This window comes from Pseudomonas sp. BJP69, assembly GCF_007633355.1.
Classification (GTDB): domain Bacteria; phylum Pseudomonadota; class Gammaproteobacteria; order Pseudomonadales; family Pseudomonadaceae; genus Aquipseudomonas; species Aquipseudomonas juntendi.
The window spans coordinates 4,692,403-4,709,670 of record NZ_CP041933.1; the positions used below are offsets into that span (position 1 = coordinate 4,692,403).

General features: G+C 62.8%; 17 protein-coding genes. 4 read left to right on the forward strand and 13 right to left on the reverse strand.

Going from position 1 to position 17,268, the window contains the following annotated elements; translation table 11 throughout:
• Positions 1-65: 65 nt before the first annotated feature.
• The 7 genes from pssA to mrcB all read right to left on the reverse strand — a co-directional run bounded on the left by pssA (position 66) and on the right by mrcB (position 8,239).
• A complete protein-coding gene (gene pssA / locus FPB55_RS21970; RefSeq protein ID WP_009685387.1) occupies positions 66-917 on the reverse strand; it encodes a CDP-diacylglycerol--serine O-phosphatidyltransferase in 852 nt (283 codons plus the stop codon).
• 150 nt (positions 918-1,067) lie between these two features.
• Positions 1,068-2,084 carry a ketol-acid reductoisomerase gene (gene ilvC, locus FPB55_RS21975; RefSeq protein WP_009685386.1) on the reverse strand — a complete coding sequence of 339 codons (1,017 nt, stop codon included), beginning with the start codon at positions 2,082-2,084 and terminating at the stop codon, positions 1,068-1,070.
• A gap of 56 nt (positions 2,085-2,140) precedes the next feature.
• Positions 2,141-2,632, reverse strand: coding sequence for an acetolactate synthase small subunit (gene ilvN / locus FPB55_RS21980; RefSeq protein ID WP_003250040.1), 492 nt, complete (start codon positions 2,630-2,632; stop codon positions 2,141-2,143).
• A gap of 1 nt (position 2,633) precedes the next feature.
• The gene (locus FPB55_RS21985; protein ID WP_009685385.1) at positions 2,634-4,358 is read right to left on the reverse strand and encodes an acetolactate synthase 3 large subunit; all 1,725 of its coding nucleotides are present in this window, start codon (positions 4,356-4,358) and stop codon (positions 2,634-2,636) included.
• 408 nt (positions 4,359-4,766) lie between these two features.
• Entirely contained in the window at positions 4,767-5,099 is a 333-nt protein-coding gene (locus FPB55_RS21990; RefSeq protein WP_009685384.1) for a YqcC family protein, read from the reverse strand.
• On the reverse strand, positions 5,099-5,902 hold the full coding sequence (locus FPB55_RS21995) for a tetratricopeptide repeat protein (protein WP_125855429.1): 804 nt from the start codon (positions 5,900-5,902) through the stop codon (positions 5,099-5,101). The genes FPB55_RS21990 and FPB55_RS21995 overlap by 1 nt, the downstream gene beginning before the upstream one ends.
• Positions 5,903-5,917: 15 nt before the next feature.
• Entirely contained in the window at positions 5,918-8,239 is a 2,322-nt protein-coding gene (gene mrcB / locus FPB55_RS22000) for a penicillin-binding protein 1B (RefSeq protein WP_009685382.1), read from the reverse strand.
• Between the two features lie 115 nt (positions 8,240-8,354).
• On the opposite strand from mrcB, the gene FPB55_RS22005 reads away from it, so the two are divergent.
• The gene (locus FPB55_RS22005; RefSeq protein WP_125855428.1) at positions 8,355-9,917 is read left to right on the forward strand and encodes a bifunctional aminoglycoside phosphotransferase/ATP-binding protein; all 1,563 of its coding nucleotides are present in this window, start codon (positions 8,355-8,357) and stop codon (positions 9,915-9,917) included.
• A 238-nt stretch (positions 9,918-10,155) separates the two neighbouring features.
• Entirely contained in the window at positions 10,156-10,434 is a 279-nt protein-coding gene (locus FPB55_RS22010) for a TfoX/Sxy family protein (RefSeq protein ID WP_029886419.1), read from the forward strand.
• A gap of 180 nt (positions 10,435-10,614) precedes the next feature.
• Here FPB55_RS22010 and FPB55_RS22015 read toward each other — a convergent pair whose 3' ends face one another.
• The 4 genes from FPB55_RS22015 to FPB55_RS22030 are packed head-to-tail and all read right to left on the reverse strand — an operon-like array spanning position 10,615 to position 14,236.
• Positions 10,615-11,499 (reverse strand): ChaN family lipoprotein, encoded by an 885-nt coding sequence (locus tag FPB55_RS22015; RefSeq protein ID WP_125855427.1) that lies wholly within the window; start codon positions 11,497-11,499, stop codon positions 10,615-10,617.
• Positions 11,500-11,550: 51 nt separating this feature from the next.
• Positions 11,551-12,318 carry a heme ABC transporter ATP-binding protein gene (locus FPB55_RS22020; protein WP_009685378.1) on the reverse strand — a complete coding sequence of 256 codons (768 nt, stop codon included), beginning with the start codon at positions 12,316-12,318 and terminating at the stop codon, positions 11,551-11,553.
• A complete protein-coding gene (locus tag FPB55_RS22025; RefSeq protein ID WP_172828436.1) occupies positions 12,318-13,301 on the reverse strand; it encodes an iron ABC transporter permease in 984 nt (327 codons plus the stop codon). The genes FPB55_RS22020 and FPB55_RS22025 overlap by 1 nt, the downstream gene beginning before the upstream one ends.
• 50 nt (positions 13,302-13,351) lie before the next feature.
• On the reverse strand, positions 13,352-14,236 hold the full coding sequence (locus tag FPB55_RS22030; protein ID WP_054913424.1) for an ABC transporter substrate-binding protein: 885 nt from the start codon (positions 14,234-14,236) through the stop codon (positions 13,352-13,354).
• 147 nt (positions 14,237-14,383) lie between these two features.
• Between FPB55_RS22030 and FPB55_RS22035 the strand changes: the two genes are divergently transcribed.
• Entirely contained in the window at positions 14,384-14,701 is a 318-nt protein-coding gene (locus tag FPB55_RS22035; RefSeq protein WP_125855425.1) for a Rieske (2Fe-2S) protein, read from the forward strand.
• Here the strand turns inward: FPB55_RS22035 and sfsA are convergent.
• Positions 14,691-15,404 (reverse strand): DNA/RNA nuclease SfsA, encoded by a 714-nt coding sequence (gene sfsA, locus FPB55_RS22040; RefSeq protein ID WP_125855424.1) that lies wholly within the window; start codon positions 15,402-15,404, stop codon positions 14,691-14,693. The two genes, FPB55_RS22035 and sfsA, sit on opposite strands and share 11 nt — an antisense overlap.
• Positions 15,404-16,576 (reverse strand): pyridoxal phosphate-dependent aminotransferase, encoded by a 1,173-nt coding sequence (locus FPB55_RS22045; protein ID WP_110679069.1) that lies wholly within the window; start codon positions 16,574-16,576, stop codon positions 15,404-15,406. The genes sfsA and FPB55_RS22045 overlap by 1 nt, the downstream gene beginning before the upstream one ends.
• Before the next feature lie 210 nt (positions 16,577-16,786).
• Between FPB55_RS22045 and dksA the strand changes: the two genes are divergently transcribed.
• A complete protein-coding gene (gene dksA, locus FPB55_RS22050; RefSeq protein ID WP_009685370.1) occupies positions 16,787-17,233 on the forward strand; it encodes an RNA polymerase-binding protein DksA in 447 nt (148 codons plus the stop codon).
• The last annotated feature ends 35 nt before the right edge of the window (positions 17,234-17,268 follow it).

Consider the following 17,268-nt stretch of genomic DNA (forward strand, 5'->3'; position numbering starts at 1 on the left):
CACTGGGTAACGGACGTACCAGTAAGACTATGGAGCCGGCGGGTTATTCCAGCGTTAAGCGTTTTTTACGCTTTACGGCGGCGCGACTTGAGCAGGAACTGGATAGGCCCCGAAGCCGCGTAGGCGAGGAAGATCAGCAGCAGGATACGCGGCGGGTCGCTGAACACCACGGCAAACACCAGCACCACGGCAAGGATGGCCACAAAGGGCACACGGCCCTTGAGGTCCAGCTCCTTGAAGCTGTTGTACTTGATGTTACTGACCATCAGCATGCCTGCAGCCGCCACCAACAGCGCCACCAGGAACGACAGCTTGGAGCCCTGAATACCGTAGTCGCTGAACGCCCACACGGTGCCGGCCACAACACCCGCGGCAGCCGGGCTGGCCAGGCCGATGAAGTAGCGCTTGTCGGCGGTGCCGACCTGGGTGTTGAAGCGTGCCAGGCGCAGCGCGGCGCCGGCAACATAGATGAAGGCGACCATCCAGCCAACCTTGCCCATGTCACCCAACGCCCAGCCGAAGGCCAGCAAGGCCGGGGCCACACCGAAGGCGACCATGTCCGACAGCGAGTCATACTCGGCGCCGAACGCGCTTTGGGTATTGGTCATGCGCGCGACACGGCCGTCGAGGCCATCGAGCACCATAGCCACGAAGATGGCAATGGCGGCAAAGGCGAAATACTTGCTCGCTTCACGCGGGTCGCCAGCGCTCAGGGCGCTCTGTGCGCTCATCGAGCTGATGATGGAATAAAAGCCGGCAAACAGGTTGGCGGTGGTGAACAGGTTGGGCAGCAGGTAGATGCCGCGGTGGCGCACCTTGCGACCTTCGGCGTCATGGCCTTCTTCAACGTGCTCATCGACCGGTAGCAGGCTTTCGGCGTCGGAGGGCTTGTTCGGCTCTTCGGGACGTTCGCTCATGGAGGGTACCTTGCAACAGGATGGAAAATGTTCGACACGGGCCCGCGAAACAGGTTCTGACGGCAGGCCACTGGTCTGCTTTATACCAGATGCTGACTGCCAGAACGAAAAAACGCGGCCGAAGCCGCGTTTTTCATGTTGCGATGCTACTCAGTTCTTGGCTTTGTCGACGATCTTGTTCGCCGAAATCCAAGGCATCATCGAGCGCAGTTGCTCACCGATGATCTCGATGCCGTGCGAAGCGTTGTTACGACGCTTGGCGGTCATCGATGGGTAGTTGGTGGCGCCTTCGGAGATGAACATCTTCGCGTACTCGCCGTCCTGGATGCGCTTCAGTGCGTTGCGCATGGCCTTGCGGGATTCTTCGTTGATGACTTCTGGGCCGGTGACGTACTCACCGTACTCTGCGTTGTTGGAGATCGAGTAGTTCATGTTGGCGATACCGCCTTCGTACATGAGGTCAACGATCAACTTCAGCTCGTGCAGGCATTCGAAGTAGGCCATTTCTGGCGCGTAGCCAGCTTCAACCAGGGTTTCGAAACCGGCTTTGACCAGCTCTACGGTACCGCCGCACAGAACAGCCTGCTCACCGAACAGGTCGGTTTCGGTCTCGTCCTTGAAGGTGGTTTCGATGATACCGGTACGGCCACCACCCACGCCAGCGGCGTAGGACAGGGCGACGTTCTTGGCGTTGCCCGAAGCGTCCTGGTAGATCGCGATCAGGTCAGGGATACCACCGCCCTTGACGAACTCGGAGCGCACGGTGTGGCCCGGCGCTTTCGGCGCGATCATGATCACGTCCAGGTCGGCGCGCGGCACAACCTGGTTGTAGTGGATCGAGAAGCCGTGGGAGAAGGCCAGGGTAGCGCCCTTCTTGATGTTCGGCTCGATTTCGTTCTTGTACAGCGTGCCCTGGAACTCGTCCGGGGTCAGGATCATCACCAGGTCAGCCGCAGCGACAGCGGTAGCAACATCGGCAACTTTCAGGCCGTGGGCTTCAGCCTTGGCAACGGTAGCCGAACCTTTACGCAGACCGACGGTAACGTCTACACCGGAGTCCTTCAGGTTGCACGCCTGAGCGTGGCCCTGGGAGCCGTAACCGATGATGGCGACTTTCTTGCCCTGGATGATGGAAAGGTCGCAGTCTTTATCGTAGAAAACTTTCATGAAAATACCCCTGGTTATATCTCGGCCCCCTGCGGAGCCATCGCTAATTTTTAAATTCAGATGCTGAGCACTTTGTCGCCACGGGCAATGCCGGTAACGCCGCTGCGCACGGTTTCGAGAATCGATGCGGTGCCGATGGCCTGGATGAAGCTGTCCAGTTTGTCGCTGGTACCGCTCAGTTGTACGGTGTACACGCTGGCAGTCACATCGACGATCTGGCCACGGAAGATATCCGTGGTGCGCTTGATCTCGGCGCGCTGGGCACCGGTGGCCTTGACCTTGACCAGCATCAGCTCGCGCTCGATGTGGGCGCTTTCCGACAGGTCGACGAGCTTGACCACTTCGACCAGCTTGTTCAGGTTCTTGGTGATCTGTTCGATCACTTCGTCATGGCCAACGGTGGTCAGCGTCAGACGCGACAGGGTCGGGTCTTCGGTCGGCGCCACGGTCAGGCTTTCAATGTTGTAGTTGCGCTGGGAGAACAGGCCGACCACACGGGACAAAGCACCGGGTTCGTTTTCCAGCAGCAGGGAAATGATATGCCGCATATCAGGTACGCTCCGTCTTGCTCAGCCACATGTCACGCATCGAGCCATCCTTGATCTGCATCGGATAGACGTGCTCACTGCGGTCAACCGCGATGTCGATGAATACCAGGCGGTCCTTCATCGCAAACGCTTCTTCCAGCATCGGCTTGAGGTCCTTCAGGCTGGTGATGCGGATACCCACATGGCCATAGGCCTCGGCCAGCTTGATGAAGTCAGGCAGCGACTCGACATACGAGTGCGAGTGACGACCGTTGTAGGCCATGTCCTGCCATTGGCGGACCATGCCCAACACCCCGTTGTTCAGGTTGACGATCTTCACCGGCAGGCCGTACTGCATGCAGGTGGACAGCTCCTGGATGTTCATCTGGATGCTGCCTTCGCCGGTCACGCAGGCCACGTCCTGGTCCGGGAAGTTGAGCTTGATGCCCATCGCCGCCGGGAAGCCGAAGCCCATGGTGCCCAGGCCACCGGAGTTGATCCAGCGGTTCGGCTTGTTGAAACGGTAGTACTGCGCCGCGAACATCTGGTGCTGACCTACGTCGGAGGTGACGAAGGCATCACCTTTGGTCACTTCGCACAGGGTCTCGATGACTTTTTGCGGCTTGATGACATTGCCGTCGCCCTTGTCGTAAGGGAACAGCTCACCATTGCCACGCCACTCGTCGATCTGCTTCCACCAGGCATCCAGCGCGGCCTTGTCGGGCTGCTCGCCGATTTCCTTGAGGATGCCGAGCATTTCGCTGAGCACGCTGTCGACCGGGCCAACGATAGGCACATCGGCCTTGATCATCTTCGAGATCGACGCCGGGTCGATATCGACATGGATGATCTTGGCATTCGGGCAGAACTTGGCCGGGCCGTTGACCACGCGGTCGTCGAAACGCGCACCGACGGCGAAGATCACGTCGGCATTGTGCATGGCCATGTTGGCGGTGTAGCTGCCGTGCATGCCGAGCATGCCGAGGAACTGGCGATCAGTACCCGGGAAGCCGCCCAACCCCATGAGGGTGTTGGTGACAGGCAGGTTCAGCGACTTGGCGATTTCGGTCAGCGCTTCGGAGCCACCGCCCAGGATCACACCGCCACCGGCATAGACGATTGGGCGCTTGGCAGCCAGCAGCATCTCGGCCGCCTTGCGGATCTGGCCGGAGTGGCCACGGACCGCTGGGCTGTACGAGCGCAGCTTGACCTTTTTCGGGTAGACGTATTCGAACTTTTCAGCCGGGTTGGTCATGTCTTTTGGAATGTCGACCACGACTGGACCTGGGCGACCGGATTGCGCCAGGTAGAACGCCTTTTTCAGAATTTCAGGGATCTCGGTCGGGTGCTTGATCATGAAGCTGTGCTTCACGATCGGCCGCGAGATACCGATCATGTCGGTTTCCTGGAAGGCATCGGTACCTACCATGGTGCTAGGCACCTGGCCGGACAGGATGACCATCGGAATCGAGTCCATGTAGGCGGTGGCAATACCGGTGATGGCATTGGTCGCGCCCGGGCCGGAGGTTACCAGCACCACACCGGCCTTGCCGGTGGCGCGGGCGTAGCCGTCCGCCATATGGGTTGCCGCCTGTTCGTGGCGAACCAGGATGTGTTCCACTTCCGGTTCTTTGAACAGCGCGTCGTAAACATGCAGGAGAGCACCACCAGGGTACCCGTAGATGTGCTTAACGCCTTCGTCACGCAAGAAGCGGACGACCATCTCAGCGCCAGATAAAAGCTCCACGTTGTTCACCTCTAAAACGCCAGAATACCGCCCCTTCAGGACGGGTCTTAATAGGTTTACTGCCAAGCAGAGCATGAGCGAACGTCAGCACTGACTGAGCAAGTATTGGGAGCGCCCCAGAGTGTTGCGGGGTTTTCCCACCCAGCGCGAGGTAACGCGTTGCGGGGTGTAACAGGTCGGCGCGGGTGTGCGCCTCATGATCTGCTTAGCGGGTCTGCTTCTGGCAGTCCCTCTAAAGCGGAAGTTGGATTCTTGTGATTCGGCGCGCACAAGTCAAGAAAAATTATTGCCAATTTTTCCCCGAGATGAATTCTTGCAACCACTAAAAATCGCTTCAGCAGCAGAATTAATAAGATTTCCATAAAAAAGGGCCACAATCTGCGGCCCTTGACGAAAAAACTGAAGAAATCAGGCAGAAGGAGCGATCAATTGGTCAAAAGCTGCCAACAGCCGGCGCAGCTCACGACTTTGCTCCGGCCGGTCGGCAAACACTGTTTCGGCCATGACCAAGATGCTGGAGGCATTTGGCAGCGGCTGGCCGAGCTCGATGATGATCTTCATGCGTTGCAGGAAGATCCATTGCAGCCATTGCTCGAAACGCAAGGTATCGACGGCGAAGGGCACCGTACTGGCCAGCGCCTCGTCGCTCGGTGGCTCGTCCTCCCACCAGCCTTGCACCTGCAGCTCACGCTCGATCAGCAGCAGGTGGTCGGCGATGTCCAGAATACGTTGCTCGATCATCAGGAACTGACCCGCGCTTTTTGCCGGGCCAAGGCGGCGCCAGCGCTATCGCCCTGTTTTTCACGGGCCTGTGCGATGGTGTTCCACAGTTCGGCCTGCAGGCTGGGGCGGCCGTTGGCGTAGGTCAGGGCGCGACGCGCCAGCTGCTCGGCCTGCGGGGCATCGCCTTGCGACAAACGCACCTGGGCCAGGCGGTAGAGCACCTGCGGTTCGCGCGGGGCAATGCGCTGGGCACGCTCCAGGCTGGAAGCAGCGCCGTTGAAATCGCCACTGCCCTGCTGGGTGGTGGCGGTGGTCAGCAGTGCCAGTACTGGGCCGTCCAGTTGCTCGTCAGCCGCCAGGCCACCTGCAGCCGTGTTGCTGCGCGGAATACCGGTGGGGGCACTGGTGCTTTGTGGGGCGCTGTTCATCGCCGCGATATCGAACGGTTCGTCGGCGATCGGGTTGGGGTTGGTGGTCATGGGCGCCGACGTGGCCGGCCCGGTAGCGATCGGCCCCGGCGTGATCGGCGCGGTGCTGATCGGCGCCGCGCCATTGGCCGCCGGGAAGGTCTGGATGCCCGAAGCGCCTGCGCCCTGCGGGATCATCACGGTGACGCCGGAATCCTCAGGCATTGTTTGCGCTTGCGCGGTGCCAGCGTTGTAACCACCCGCCGGGCGGTTGGCAGACACGCGCTCGCTGTTCGACACGCGGGTGCTCGAATCGACCACCGGAATATTGCCGCGCGGGACGCTGGAGCACCCCTGGAGCACAGCCAGCGCCGTCACGGCAGGAAACAGCCACTTGTTCACGTCACACCTCATCAATGCAGCCTGCGCTTAATTCATCCAGCCCTTGACCCAGTCCATGACCGATTCAGCTGGATTCTGCTCGCCGCCACAGGTTGCGCCGGCGGGCGGTTCACTGCCGCGAATATACGGCATCTGTACCGCTCCCGGACAGCTGCCGTCAGACCCTTGGCCGCTGTAGGGGTCGATCCAGGCCTGTACCACGTTGTCCGGTTGCGGCATGTCCAGCGGCAGCGGGTCGGCCTTCTTCATGAAGCTGGTCCATACCTGCAGGGCACCGGTGGCGCCGGTGAACGGTGTTTTCCCGTTATCGTCGCGGCCCATCCACACCACCGCCAGCAAATCCTGGCTGAAACCAGAGAACCAGCTGTCGCGCGAGTCGTTGCTGGTACCGGTCTTGCCCGCCAGGGTCAACGAGCGCGGCAAGGTGTTGTACACCGAGCGCCCGGTACCTTCGCGCATCACTCGCTGCATGGCGTTCTGCACCAGGTAGATGGCACCCGGGTCAAAGGTTTGCTGGATCTGGAACGGGTAGCGCTTGAGCGGTTCGCCCTCGGCGGTGAGCACGCTGCGAATACCGCGCATCGGCGTGTTGAAGCCACCATTGGCAATGGTCTGGTACATGGTCGCGACCTGCATCGGCGACATGCCGCCAGCCCCCAGCAGCATGGCCGGGAAGGCTGGCCAGTCGACATTCACCCCCAGCCGGCCGATGGTCTTGATCACGTTTGGCACCCCCACTTCCAGGCCGATCTTGGCAGTCGACAGGTTGTAGGAATTGGCCAGCCCCTGGTACAGGTAGATCGTGCCGTGCGGGCGGCGGTCATAGTTTTGTGGGCGCCAGACCTGGCCGTCGCCACCCTTGACCGAGAACGGCTCATCCTGCACCCAGCTGGTCAGGGTGTACTTGCTCGGCTGCTCCAGCGCGGTCAGGTAGACAGCCGGCTTGACCAGCGAGCCGATCGGCCGCGAGGCATCGATGGCGCGGTTGAAGCCCGCGAAACCTGCCTGGCGGCTGCCGATCAGGGCCTGTACCTCGCCGGTTTCCGGGTTGGTCACGACCATCGCCGATTCGACCTCGTCCGCCCCTTTGCGCCCGGCCAGGCGCTTGAACGTCTCGCTCATCGAGGCTTCGGCCTTCATCTGCAGGATCGGGTCGAAGCTGGTAAAGATACGCAAGCCTTCCTCGGTCAAGTCTTCATCGCGGTAGTCCTGGCGCAACTGCCGCTTGACCAGGTCGAGGAAGGCCGGGAACGAGCTGTCGGCCAGGCTGCCACGTTTGGTCACGCCCAGCGGCATCTTCTTCGCTGCATCGACCTCCTCCTGGCTGGCCACGCCTTGCTCGGCCACCAGGTCGAGCACCAGGTTGCGGCGGGCCAGGGCACGTTCAGGGTAACGCCGCGGGTTGTAGTAGGACGGGCCCTTGACCATGCCCACCAACAAGGCGATCTGGTGCAGCTTCAACTCCGACAGCGGCTGGCTGAAGAAGAACTGGCTGGCCAGGCCGAAGCCGTGCACGGCACGCTGGCCGTCCTGCCCGACAAAGACCTCGTTGAGGTAGGCCTCGAGGATTTCGCGCTTGTCGTAATGCAGTTCAAGCAGCACCGCCATCATCGCTTCGGTCACTTTGCGGCTGAGGCTGCGCTCGCTGCTGAGGTAGAAGTTCTTCACCAACTGCTGGGTCAAGGTACTGCCACCCTGGCGCATCGAGCCGGATGAAGTATTAACCCACATGGCCCGGGCGATGGACTTGGGCGACACGCCATGGTGGCTGTAGAAGTCGCGGTCTTCCGTGGCAACCAGGGTCTCGAGCAGGTACTTGGGCACCTGGTCGATCTTGATCAGAATGCGGTCTTCAAGGTTTTTCGGGTAGATACCGCCGATCATCAGCGGCTCCAGGCGCACCACGTCAAGCGCCTTGCCATTGGCCCCGGAAAGGCCGGCCACGTAATCGCCGGAGAAGCGCACGCGCACGAATTGCGCGGGCTCCATGCCCTCGTAGAACTGGAAGCCACGGGTGTTGAGGTCGACGGTATTGCCGTTGACGGCCGCCGCCCCCGGGCCGTTGGCCGCGCTTTCACGCCGGTAGCCAAGCGCGTCGAGCTCGGTGAGGAAGTCGTTCTTGCTCAGTTTCTGGCCGGTGAACAGCTCCAACGGCCGTGCATACACCTTGGCCGGGATGGTCCAGCGCTTGCCAGAGAACTTCTCCTGGACAACGGCATCGAGGTAAACCGCGAAGCCGGCGACGATCACCAGGCCTACCAGGCTGAGCTTCAAAGCCCAGCCCAGCCAGGCGCGGGAGCGGCCGGTCGGGCGTTTTTGAGGGGTACGGGGAGTTCGGGTTCGAGTCATGACGGCGGATTATACGCACTTTGGAAAGACTGGGCAGGCGGCCCGGCGGTAGGCAGGGACGGCACCATTGACCATAATGATGCATTCGAATTCCCTGCCCCCGGAAGGATTTGCCGTGAGCCAAGCTCTTATCACTGCGTTGCAGAACCCCGCCCTGTACCCCCACCCCGTGGACGGGTTCCAGCTCATCGAGACGCATATCTCCTGGGTGCTGCTGACGGGCGAGTACGCCTACAAGATCAAGAAACCGATGAACTTCGGCTTTCTCGACTTCACTGGCCTGGACCAGCGCCAGCATTTCTGTAACGAAGAATTGCGCCTGAACCAGCGCCTGACCGACGGCCTGTACCTGGACGTTTTGCCGATCACCGGTAGCGCCGATGCGCCGCAGCTCGCCGGCGAAGGCCAGGCCATCGAATATGCACTGAAGATGCGCCAGTTCCCCCAAGGCCAGATGCTCAGCACCTTGCAGGCCAATGGCGAACTGAACGCCACGCACATCGACCAGATGGCCCGGCAGATTGCCGAATTCCACCTGCAGGCCCCGCGGGTACCGGTCGAGCATCCACTGGGCACGCCGGAGGCCGTCATGGCGCCGGTGGAGCAGAACTTCGAGCAGATTCGCCCGTTCCTCAGCGACAAGGCCGACCTGCAACAGCTAGACGCCCTGCAAGCCTGGGCACGCAGCAGCTTCGAGCGCCTGCATGGCCTGCTGGAAAAACGCAAGGCCAATGGCTTCATTCGCGAATGCCACGGTGACATTCACTTGGGCAACGCCACGCTGATCGATGGCCAGGTGGTGATCTTCGACTGCATCGAATTCAACGAACCGTTCCGCCTGACCGACGTCTACGCCGACACCGGCTTCCTGGCGATGGACTTGGAAGACCGCGGCCTCAAGTGCCTGGCCCGGCGCTTCATCAGCCAGTACCTGGAACTGACCGGCGACTACGAAGGCCTGGAGCTGCTCAACTTCTACAAGGCGTACCGCGCACTGGTACGGGCCAAGGTCGCCCTGTTCAGCATGCCGGCCAATGCCGATGGCGTGCAGCGTGCCACCACCCTGCGCACCTACCGCAACTACGCCAACCTGGCAGAAAGCTACAGCGCCATCCCTTCGCGCCTGCTGGCCATCACCCACGGCGTATCGGCAGTGGGCAAAAGCCACGTGGCCATGCGTATGGTCGAGGCCCTGGGCGCGGTGCGCGTGCGTTCCGACGTAGAGCGCAAGCGCTTGTTCGGCGAACAGCAGCAGGTTGAGACCGCCCAGCTCAGCACCGGGATCTATGCCGAGGAGGCCAGCACTGCCACTTACCGGCGCCTGCACGAAGTCGCCGCGACCGTACTGCGGGCAGGGTTCCCGGTGGTGCTGGATGCCACCTACCTCAAACGCGAACAGCGCCAGGCTGCGGCCGAGGTCGCCAGCCAGACTGGCGTGCCGTTCCTGATTCTGGACTGCCACGCGCCGGACGCGGTGATCGCCAGCTGGCTGGAGCAGCGCCAGGCCGAGAACAACGACCCGTCGGATGCCACCCTGGAGGTGGTCAAGGCGCAACAGGCCAGCCGAGAGGCGCTGGATACGCAGGAGCTGGTGCAGAGCACCCACGTTGACACCCAGACTGCTGGCAGCATGGACCAGGTGATCGAGCAGATTCGCCAGCGTCTGCCTGGCTTGTAAGCTAGCCTGCTTCCTGGGCCGGCCCTTCGCGGGCTTGCCCCCTCCTACAGGTAAACCACAGCCCCTGAAGGCTGCGCCGAACCTGTGGGAGCGGGCGAGCCCGCGAAGAGGCCGGCACTGGGCATCTCATCGCCCCGATGGCAAAAAGCCGCGTATTCCCCAACCCCCGCTACACTCCTCTCTGACCTGCTCGCGATTTATCTCCCCATGACCCGTTCAGCCATCGCAAGGAGGCTCGATGAACGATGAATTGCAGCATCTGAAAAACCTTGGCAAGACCTCTGCGCAGTGGCTGCATGCGGCCGGCATTCACAGTGCATCGGATCTGCGCCGCCTGGGTGCGGTGGGTGCATACCAGGCCGTGAAGACGCGAGGGTTTCGCGCATCGAAGGTGCTGTTGTATGCCATAGAAGGCGCCCTGCTGGATATGCACTGGAACGATTTGCCACTCGAACGCAAGGAAGCCCTCAACCAACAACTGGATGCGAAAACCCCCGCGCAAAAAAATCCAAAATAAGCGCGAAAAGGGGATTGACCGCTAAATGAGAATTGTTATGATTATCACAACTGGTCGCGAGACTGGTTGGATAAGCTAAGAGCCCCTGGTTCGGACTCTCAGATTATCTCCTCATCAGGCTAATCACGGTTATTGACCCGGCAATTTGCCGGGTCTTTTTTTGCCCAAGGTTTCCATGTCTTATCGTTTCAGCTGCGCGCAATAATCCTGCTCTGGCATCGCCGCCGTGTACCACACGTAATCGGCCTCACCTGCTTCAACCTTCTCGCCCACCTCGGCCAGCATCAGCACCTTGCTCGCACCCTGCGCACCCAAGTCACTCAGGTGCAACGGCACGCCCAGGTCCTTACGCACGTGATAGGCCCCGGCAAACAGCAGTGCCGGTTGCGGCGCCGCCAGCAAGCGCTCGGCCATGCGCCGGTCACGCTGCTGCTGCACGGCCAGCATCGCCGGTAGCTGGCTTTCCGGCAGCATCCCACAATGCCCGGTGCGTACCTGCTGCAGCAAGCTCGCCCTGACAGTCGCGGCATTGGATTTCTCGCCCGCCAATGGCGCCGGCTGCCGGTAGGCCTGGCGCATTTCACTTGGGGAAAGGTTGGCGGCCAACAGCGGGATCTGCTGTTGCAGGGCTGCACGCACGATCGGCCCGTACAACTGCCAGTCCCAGCCCTCCTGCCACGCCAGTGCCTTGGGCAAGTCTGTCGGCAAGGGTTGCCCTTTGAGCCTGTCCACCCGCGTCTGCTGTTCAGGTTGCAGCATCTCCAGCAATAGGCTGCCCTGGGCACGCTGGCTCTGCAGGGCGTGCAGCAACCACACTTGCAGTGCGTGGTGGTCGGGGTTGTCATGTTTTTCGCCGACCAGTACTCGCGGTGCGGTAGCCAAACGCTGCACCAGTTGGTCCGGGCTGATTACCTGCCCGCTGCCGAGATCGACCACCTGCCCAAGCTGGGCATGCGTGCGCCCTTCGGTGCTCTGCCAGGCAGGCAACGGTGGCAGGCTGGCCTGGCAGCCGCCCAATACCAGTAACATGCACAGCGAAAAACCGGACAACAGCGGGTGTCGCATTGGCAGAAGCTCCATGGGTAGCGGCCGCTCACGACCACGATCGGGCCGGCTTTAACGGGTAATGATCAGCGGGTGGCCACGCTCAGGATGTGCCTGCACCAGCACGTCGATCCCGTACACGGCCTTCAACGCTGCCGGCGTCAGCACCTGTTCAGGCGAGGCAAAGGCATGGCAACGCCCCTGCTCCAGCAACAGGATCCGGTCACAGTAGCGCGCCGCCAGGTTCAGGTCATGCAAGATCACCAGCACCGCGGCGCCGCGGTCGGCAAAGCGGCGCACAGCCTCCAGGGTAGTGTGCTGGTGCAGCGGGTCGAGCATCGAGGTGGGCTCATCGAGCAACAAGGTAGTGCCCTGCTCCCCCGGCCACAACTGTGCCAGCACACGGGCAAGGTGCACGCGTTGCCGCTCGCCGCCGGACAACGCCAGGTAACTGCGCCCTACCAGGTGCCAGGCATCTGCTGCCTGCAACGCCGCTTCGACAATTTCGGCGTCGCGCCGCTGCCCGGTGCCGTGCGGCATGCGGCCCATGGCCACCACTTCCTCGACGCTGAACGAAAACCCCAGGCTCGACACCTGAGGCAATACGGCCAGGCGCCGGGCCCGCTCTTGTCCAGGCCAATCACCGAGGCCGCGCCCCTGCAACGTCACCCGCCCACGGTCTGGCACCAGCTCGCCACACATCACGCCCAACAGGCTGCTCTTACCCGCGCCGTTGGGGCCGAGCACGCCCACCACCTGGCCGGGGGGCAATTGCAGATCAATGTCATGCAGCACCTCGTTGCTGCCCCGCCGCAAGTGCAGGCCCTCGGCATGCAACATCAGCTGCGCCCTCGCACCAGCAGGAACAGAAAGAACGGCGCCCCGACAAAGGCCGTGACAATACCGATCGGCAACTCGGCAGGTGCCAGCAGCAGCCGTGCCGCCAGGTCGGCAAACAGCATGAGCACACCGCCAGCCAGCAGCGAGGCTGGCAACAACACCCGGTGATCCGGCCCGGCCAGCAAGCGCACCAGGTGCGGCACCACCAGGCCGATAAAGCCGATCAGGCCGGCAGCCGCAACAGCCGCACCCACCCCAAGCGCCGTGCAGAACACCAGTTCGCGCTTGAGCCGCTCCACATCAACGCCCAGGTGGCGGGCCTCGGATTCCCCCAAAAGCAAGGCATTCAGCGCTTTGGCCCGCCGTGGCAGCCACAGTGCAACACCCGCCGCCACCAGCAATAACGGCCATAGCCGGTCGTAGCTGGCACCGTTGAGGCTGCCCAGGTTCCAGAAGGTCAACGTACGCAACGTGGCGTCATCGGCCAGGTAAGAGAACAACCCCACCACCGCGCCGCCCAGTGCCGTCATCGCGACCCCGGCCAGCAGCATGGTGGCCACGTTGGTCTGCCCATCGCGGCGGCCCAGGCGGTAGACCAGCGCCGTCACGCCAAGGCCCCCGACAAAGGCACAGAACGACAGCAAATAGGGTGCAATGGCCTCTGGCAGGCCGCCGAACCAGGCCCCGCCGACAATAGCGAGCGCCGCGCCCACGGCCGCCCCGGCGGCCACCCCGACCAAACCCGGATCGGCCAGCGGATTACGGAACAACCCCTGCATGGCGACCCCGGACAACGCCAGCACCGCGCCCACTGCCAGCCCAAGCAAGGTGCGTGGCAGACGGATCTGGCCGAGGATCATTTCGGCCTGCTGCAAGCCGTCGGCGGTAACGGGCAGGCCCATCAACCGCAGGCCCGCGCGCAGGGTATCGAACAGCGGCAGGCTGACCGGCCCCAGCGCCAGCGACAGCCACACCGCCAGCAGGCACAGCAGGCTCAGGCAAATGAACAACGTACGTGGCTGAACCCGCTGTTTCATTGGGCGAAGCTGGCCTTGGCTGCCGGGTAGAAGGTAGCTGCCAGTGATTGCAAGGTCGCCGGCAGGCGCGGCCCAAGCCCACCGACCAGCAGCGTGGGGTCAAGCGATACCAGGCGTTGCCCACGCACGGCACGCGAAGCCGCCAGCGCCGGGTTTTCTTTCAACAAAGCCTGCAGCGCCTGCTCATCGGCCAGCGCCCGGTCGGAAAACACGATCACATCCGGGTCCAGGGCAGCCAATGCTTCGTTCGAGAACTGCTTGTAGCCCTGATGCTCTGCCAGGTTGCGCCCACCGGCCTGGCCCAGCAGCCAGTCACCGGCGGTGCCATGCCCGGCGATCAGCGGCTTGGCCCCAGCGTGCCCGACCAGCAGCAACACCCCGGGTGCCTTGTGCTGCGCCTGGGCCTGCTGGACCTTGGCCTGCAAGGTTTGCAGTTGCTGATGGTAACCCGCGGCCAGCGCAGTGGCCTGGGGTTCTGCACCCAGCAGTTGCCCCAACTGCTTGAGGTTGCTGTCTACCGCCGCCAGCTCGGCCTTGCTGGAAAACAGCTCGACACGCACACCGGCCTTGCGGATTTGCGCCAGTACCGGCGGCGGGCCCATTTCTTCGGTACCCACCAGCACATCCGGGCGCAGGCTGAGCACGCCCTCGGCCGACAGCTGGCGCTGGTACCCCACGCTGGGCAGCGACTTCAACGAAGCTGGGTGCTGACTGGTCGTGTCCACCCCCACCAGCCGCGCTTCACCACCCAACGCGCATATCCACTCGCTCAGCGCGCCGCCGGCGCTGACCCAGCGTTGCGGCAGGTCTGCCGCCAGGGCCTGGCTAGAGAGCACAAGGCTTGCACACAAGGCGAGCAAAGCGACGGGACGACGCATCATCGGGTTCCTTCTGAAGGCGAGCTGCACGCCTTGTGGCGAGCGGCGGAACTGCGCACCATGGGAAGCCGGACGCAGTGAATGCGGGCAATTTGATAATTATTCGCATTGACGCGTCAAGCCATCATCTGTTTCACGAGTCGTACTGCCATGCATTTTCTTTGTACCTCACCCAGCCTGGCCGAGGGCCAGGCACGCGCCTTCAGCGTAGACGGCCTGCAACTGTTCGGCGTGCGCCGCCAGGGCCAGGTCTACCTGTACCGCAACCGCTGCCCACACAAGGGCATCCCGTTGAACTGGGCACAGGACCGGTTTCTCGATGACAGCGCGAGCCTGATCCAGTGCGGCCATCACGGCGCCCTGTTCCTGATCGAGAGCGGCGAATGCGTGGCCGGCCCCTGTGACGGTGAGCAGTTGCAGGCCCTGGGCTGCCATGAAGACACCCAGGGCGTCTGGCTCAAGGGTTGAGCAGCACCGGCAAGCGGCGGTCGATGACGATACCCTGCGGGTCCAGGCGCGTGCCGTATGCCAGCACTTCCACCCCGCCCGCCACCGCAGCACGCAACGCCTGGGCGTAAGCGGCATCGATCTCCTCGGCAGGGCGCACCGCGTCGATGCCGGTCAGGTTGACGCAATACAGTTGCACCGCCCGTATGCCTTGGCTGGCCAGCTTCGCCAGCTCGCGCAGGTGCTTGGCCCCGCGCTGGGTCACCGCATCGGGAAACGCCGCAACCGGGCTATCGGGGTAGCCCAGGGTCACGCTCTTGACCTCGACGTAGGCCGGGGCACCGTCGAACTCCAGGCGGAAGTCGATGCGGCTGCCCTCCTCGCCATACGCCACCTCACGCCTGAGTGCCGTGAACCCGGCCAGCTCGGCGATCGTACCGGCGTGCAGCGCCTCTTCAACCAGGGCATTGGCCCGCCCGGTATTCACGCACGCCAACCGGCCCTGTGGGGTTTCGCTGATTTCCCAGGTGCCCGGCAGTTTGCGCTTGGGGTCGTTGGAGCGGCTGAACCACACCCGCCCGCCTTCACGCATGCAATTGAGCATGGAGCCGGTATTCGGGCAGTGGATGGTCAACTGCTCGCCGCTGGCCAGTTCGATATCGGCCAGGAACCGTTTGTAGCGGCGCAGCAGGCGGCCGTGTTCGAGTGCAGGTGAAAAAAGCATCAGCCTTGCCAGCTCCGCAAGCCACGGGCAATGCGATGCACCGCCTCCTCCAGGCGCGGTAGGCTTTGCGTGTAGGCAAAGCGCACATGGTGCCCGGCCAGGTGGCGACCGAAGTCCAGGCCCGGGGTGAAGGCCACGTGTTCGGTCTCCAGGAAATGCCGGCAGAAGGCAAACGCATCACCGCCATAAGCGCTGATATCGGCATATAGATAGAACGCCCCCTGCGGCTCAACGGCAATGCGGAAACCCAGCTCGCGCAGCGCCGGCAGCAGGTAGTCGCGGCGGCGGGCAAATTCGGCGCGACGCTGTTCGAAGATGGCCAGGGTTTCGGGCTGGAAGCACGCCAGCGCAGCATGCTGTGCCATGCTCGGCGCACTGATGTACAGGTTCTGCGCCAGTTTCTCCAGGTCGGCCACGGCCTGCGGTGGCGCCACCAGCCAGCCAAGGCGCCAGCCGGTCATACCGAAATACTTGGAAAAACTATTCAGGACGAACGCCGAGTCATCCACTTCCAGCACGCTGGGCGCATCCATGCCGTACGTCAGCCCATGGTAAATCTCGTCGACTACCAAGTGGCCGTGCCGTTCACGGGTGGCCTTGGCCAGGCTGGCCAGTTCGGTACGGCCCAGCACCGTGCCGGTCGGGTTGGCCGGCGAGGCGACCAAGGCGCCAACGGTATCCTGGTCCCAGTAGCGCTGCACCAGGTCGGCGGTCAACTGGTAGTTCACCTCCGGGCCGACCGGTACCAGTTGCGCCCCGCCTTCTACCAGGCGCAGGAAGTGGCGGTTACACGGGTAGCCCGGGTCAGCCAGCAGCCAGTGCTTGCCGGGGTCGACCAGCAGGCTGCTGGCCAGTAACAGGGCGCCTGAGCCGCCTGGAGTAATGAGAATGCGCTGCGGGTCGATGCTCAGGCCATAACGCTGTGCATAGAACCCGGCTATCGCTTCGCGCAGCGCCGGCAGGCCGCGTGCGGCGGTATAGCGGGTGTGGCCGGCGGCCAGCGCGGCCTGGCCCGCAGCCACAATCGGTGCTGCGGTGGTGAAGTCCGGCTCGCCGATTTCCAGGTGGATCACGTCGTGGCCGGCCGCCTGCAGCTCGTTGGCCCGCGCCAGCAGTGCCATGACATGGAAAGGCTCGATGGCGCGGCTGCGCGCGCTGTAGGGGTGGGCCATGACCTTCTCTCAATAGCGGCTAAACTGAAGATTCTACCTGCGTAAGCAATCGAACGTACCGCTCAGGCCGGTGTCTGTTAGCAGGATCGGGCGGGCTAGCGCACCCCCGATCTATCTGGTAAGTTCGGCGGCTCGCAGTCGCAGGGCCGGCGGTCGCCGGAGATGGAGCATCCTGCGCATTGGATCAGATGAGTGAGAGGCGGTCTATTCATGTCCACCGTAGAAAAGCAAAAAACCGGTCAGACCATGTACGGTGTCGAGCCTTACGTAGAGTCCAAGGGTGAAGAATACATGGGTGAGCCCATGAAAAAGCACTTCACCAAGCTTCTCGGCGCCTGGAAGCAAGAGCTGATGACCAGTGTGGACCGCACTGTGGATCACATGAAAGACGAGGCAGCCAACTTCCCCGACCCGGCCGACCGTGCCAGCCAGGAAGAAGAATTCGCCCTTGAGCTGCGCAACCGCGACCGCGAGCGCAAGCTGATCAAGAAAATCGACAAGACCCTCGACAAGATCAAGGCCGACGAATACGGCTGGTGCGAGTCGTGCGGCATCGAGATCGGCCTGCGCCGTCTGGAAGCCCGCCCTACCGCCGACCTGTGCTTCGACTGCAAGGAAATCGCCGAGAAAAAGGAAAAAACGGTCGGCAAAGGCTGATCTTTCTTCCCACCGAACGGGGCGCATCATGCGCC